At 65.4% G+C, this 3,687-nt stretch carries 5 protein-coding genes; 1 reads left to right on the plus strand and 4 read right to left on the minus strand.

Annotated features, from left to right (window positions below; all coding sequences use genetic code 11):
- The 4 genes from VES88_00065 to VES88_00080 form a co-directional block, all read right to left on the minus strand.
- The coding region (locus VES88_00065) for a transposase (protein ID HYN79866.1) at positions 1–1,377 on the minus strand (1,377 nt) is incomplete at its 3' end.
- The gene (locus tag VES88_00070; protein HYN79867.1) at positions 1,374–2,345 is read right to left on the minus strand and encodes a DUF4338 domain-containing protein; all 972 of its coding nucleotides are present in this window, start codon (positions 2,343–2,345) and stop codon (positions 1,374–1,376) included. The genes VES88_00065 and VES88_00070, both read right to left, overlap by 4 nt.
- Positions 2,318–2,680 carry an IS66 family insertion sequence element accessory protein TnpB gene (tnpB, locus tag VES88_00075; GenBank protein HYN79868.1) on the minus strand — a complete coding sequence of 121 codons (363 nt, stop codon included), beginning with the start codon at positions 2,678–2,680 and terminating at the stop codon, positions 2,318–2,320. The genes VES88_00070 and tnpB overlap by 28 nt, the downstream gene beginning before the upstream one ends.
- Positions 2,677–3,108 carry a hypothetical protein gene (locus VES88_00080; protein ID HYN79869.1) on the minus strand — a complete coding sequence of 144 codons (432 nt, stop codon included), beginning with the start codon at positions 3,106–3,108 and terminating at the stop codon, positions 2,677–2,679. Before VES88_00080 ends, tnpB begins: the two co-directional genes overlap by 4 nt.
- A 285-nt stretch (positions 3,109–3,393) precedes the next feature.
- On the opposite strand from VES88_00080, the gene VES88_00085 reads away from it, so the two are divergent.
- Positions 3,394–3,687 (plus strand): transposase (locus VES88_00085; GenBank protein HYN79870.1); only part of this gene is annotated, 294 nt, incomplete at its 3' end.

The following is a 3,687-nucleotide window of genomic DNA, read 5'->3' on the forward strand; positions in this document are numbered from 1 at the left end:
GCAGATATTGTTGTCGAGCGGCGCGCCGGCATTACGCAGGAACAGCGTCAGCTCCGGCCAATGCTTCTTCATGTAGGTGATGGCTTGACCGAGGCCGGAATTAGGCTCCACCAGATGCAGTGTGAACTGCTCGGTTAACCAGTCCTGCAGCGCCTTCATCAGCGGCTCGCTGTGGATTTGATGGAAGCGCAACCGCTCTTCCGGCGAGCTGCGGTCCTCGCGGCAGCGGGCGTCGTTCCTATACACCTCGGCCAGCGTTTCCAGTACGAAGCGGCATTCCTCGGGGAAGTGGGGCGCGACCTCGACATACTTTCGTCTGGCGTGCGCGATGCAATTCGCGACGATGGTTTTGAGCGGCCCGACGAGATTGCGCGACAGCGCATCGCACATCTGAATCGGCGGACTCAAGTCCGCGGCCCGGTGCGCGAGCACCTTAGCCAGGTTCTCTCCGGCGTGGCTACGGCCGGTGAAGAACAGCGCGACGCTCTTCCCCTCGCGCGTCGATACGATGCCCGAGGTAAATACTCCGGTGCGTTCCGAGCGTTCCGCCTCGCCGGGCTCGGCAAACGCCTCGCTCGCGGCGCCTTCTTTCAGGTGAGCGAGGATGGTCATCGTCGTGTCGTCGTTGTAGACCACCTCGCCTTGCGCCGCCTGGCGGATCAGCTCCTTGAACGCCGGCTTGACCCGCGCGGCGGTCTTCGCGGCGATCTCCCATTGAGTAGATGCCGGCAGCGGGATGCCGAGGCTTTCCTGCCGCCCCGCCAGCCGGTAGAACGGCACCCCGCTGCCATACTTCAAGAGCGCGATCATGCTCGCGCAACCGGAGTCGTACTTCTCCGTCCCGACGCCCTCGGGCGCCGGCGCCGTGAACACCTCCAGACAGAGATTGCAGCGCAGCTTGGCGAGCTCGTAGACGGTCGCGGCCAAGGGCGCCTGGCCCTGGACCCGCACTAGCACGCCCGGCTTGGCGGCAGCGTAGAGCTTTCCCCGGCGGCATTCCGGGCACAACGCGCCAGACTCGAACGAAGGATGCTCGACCGGGATCCGGGTTGCCCCCGCGTAGGCTAAAGCGCTGTTGCGGCCGTGTCCCGGGTGCGGCGGCGCGGCGTCCGCTGCGGGCGACGGCGGGACATCGGGTTGCACCGCCGCGACCACTGCCTTCAGCACCTCCAGCGTCTTCTCCGTGCTGGCGCCGAACAGGATCTGGCGCAGGCGATGGATCGTCGTCGTCTTGTTCTCGACCAACTGCAGGAGATACACCAGGGTATCGAAGACCGCCTTGAGCCGCCTGTATTCCGCGTCCGAGAGCGCGCCTCGCGCGTGCTCGAGAATCGCCTCGAGTTCCTGCCGGTCCACGGGCTCGATCGCCGGCTTCATTGAATCTCCGAGAGCCGCTGGCGAAAGTCCTTGCTGAGCGGATAGCCCAGCACGTCCTTGACCGAGCGGTTGGGTGTCCAGGTCGGCGCGTCCTTGCCGCGCCCGGTGGTCCGCCCCAAGCGGATCCAGTTGGCGGCGAGATAGCAGGCGCCGCGGAAACGCTCGGGATCGACGAAGGTTTCGAGAAAGACAATCGGGTGGCCGTAGAGACGCTGCCAGTCGTCCGATAGCCCGCGCGCGATGCGGCCGAGGAGGTGCGAGGCCAGATGCGGCACCTTGACCCACGGGACAATGAGAAAGCGCGGGTTGTAGGCGATGAAGCGGATGTTCTTGCGCCGCGCCGCGACCGACCAGCCGATGAAGCGGTCGCGGCACCCCAGGTGGCGCGGCGCCGAGGACCACGCGAGACAGGCGATCGGCCGGCCCTGCGCCACGACCAGGTACTTGAGCTGCTCACCGACCGGCTGCGTGTAGCCGAGGTAGTGGTGCTGCGCGATCAGGCTGTTGAACAGCGCTTCGTCCGCGGTGCGCCGCACCTGACTCACCGCGAGCGGCCGGAGTTCGGCGAGGTTAGCCTGGAGCGGCCGCGTATCGACGCTAACCACTGCCGGTGGGCGGCGTTCGGCGAGCGGATTGGGCGGGCAATAGCGCACCGACGGCAGTTCGATCAAGCCGTCGCGATGCAGCTTCAACATCAGCCCGCGGCACACCATGTCGCGCGGCGCGCCGTTGGTTTGCACCCAGTTCCACGCTGCGCACAGCTTCTTCGACAGCTCGCGCCGGCTCGCCCGCGGATTGCCCGCGATGAGTGCGCGGATGAAGGTTAGGTCGCGGTCGGTGATGACCCGGCGCCGGTAGTTGAGCTGCGTTTCCATGGCCGGCAGCGTAGCAGCGCCGGCGGTGGAACGCAAGAGCCACGCAACGATGGTGTTCTTGGTCTTTACTGCGCCATGCTGAGCCGACGCCACGCCGGCGCCGCTTTGACTTGCGCCGGGTCGCCGCCCATCAGGAGCACCTGCAGCTCATGCGCCGCCAGCGCTCGCGTCTGTTCCGCGGCGCGCGTCGGCCAGTAGCGGAAGCGTCCGCTGGAGAGGCGTTTCTGACACATCCAGAACCCTTGGCCGTCATACGTGAGCGCTTTGATCGCGGTGCGGCGGCGGTTGACGAAGACAAACAGCCAACCGGAGAACGGATCGGCCTGGAGCTCCTGCTTGCAGAGTCTCGCCAAGCCGTCGATGCCACGGCGGAAATCGACCGGCTCGACCGCCATCAGAATACGCGTCTGCGGCGTCACCGGGATCATGCGGCGCCGCCTAAGACCACCCGGCACAGATCGATGAGGAGCGCCGCGCTCGCCGTCGCCGGCAGCTCGATCTTCATCCTTCCGCCGCGTGGCCCCTCCAACTCGATCCGGCATTCCGATACGCCCGCCGGCTGCGGCGCCAAAAGCTCCACGAACGCCGGCGACTCCGGCGCCTTCTCAGAGCGCGTCGTCGATTGCGCGAGCCGCTTGCGTTTGTTGTACTCGAGGCCCAGCGCGCGCGCCGTCCGATGCACGCCATGCTGCCTTGTCAGCTGCACGGCAACAGCCCACAGGCTATCCGGTATCGGCGCTCCCGCCGCGCGGGTCTCGCGCCAACGCGCAAAGCGCCTCCGCGCCTGCGCCATTCCCGCGGAAGATGCGGCCGTCGTTCTTGTAACGGGAGATGCTGTCGTCGTTCTCGCAGTCATCTGTCTGTCCTCCGTGCCTTCGCCGGCAACAGACGGACAGTACCAACTGCGAGCAGGTCAAGTCATGCAGGCTTGCCGGAAGGACACGGCCTGGTGAGTATCCGAGCACTGTGGATGAAGGCGCACGGATACGCCTAACGATTCACTTGTGCTCCGCTCTTCTGAACCGCCCGGTGCGGACCCGCATGCCGGGTGGTAATGGAATGGACGCCCCCCTTCCTCACGCGGCATCGAGGTGCCAAAGTGGAGATGCGAATCAACCACTGACTGAAAGGAGCGTCCAACATGAAGATTACGACAGTAGGCATCGATTTGGCAAAGAACGTCATTCAAGTACACGGCGTGGATGAACGAGGCAAGCCAGTGTTGAAGAAGCAGCTCAAGCGCGACCAAGTAGGATCGTTCTTCGCCAAGCTGGAGCCGTGCCTGATCGGCATGGAAGCGTGCGGCAGTGCCCACCACTGGGCAAGGAAGCTGCAGGGGGTTGGGCACACGGTGAAACTAATGGCGCCGCAGTTCGTCAAGCCGTACGTGAAGACGAACAAGAACGACGTGGCGGATGCGGAAGCGATCTGCGAG

This window comes from Gemmatimonadaceae bacterium (assembly GCA_035633115.1).
Classification (GTDB): Bacteria; Gemmatimonadota; Gemmatimonadetes; order Gemmatimonadales; family Gemmatimonadaceae; genus UBA4720.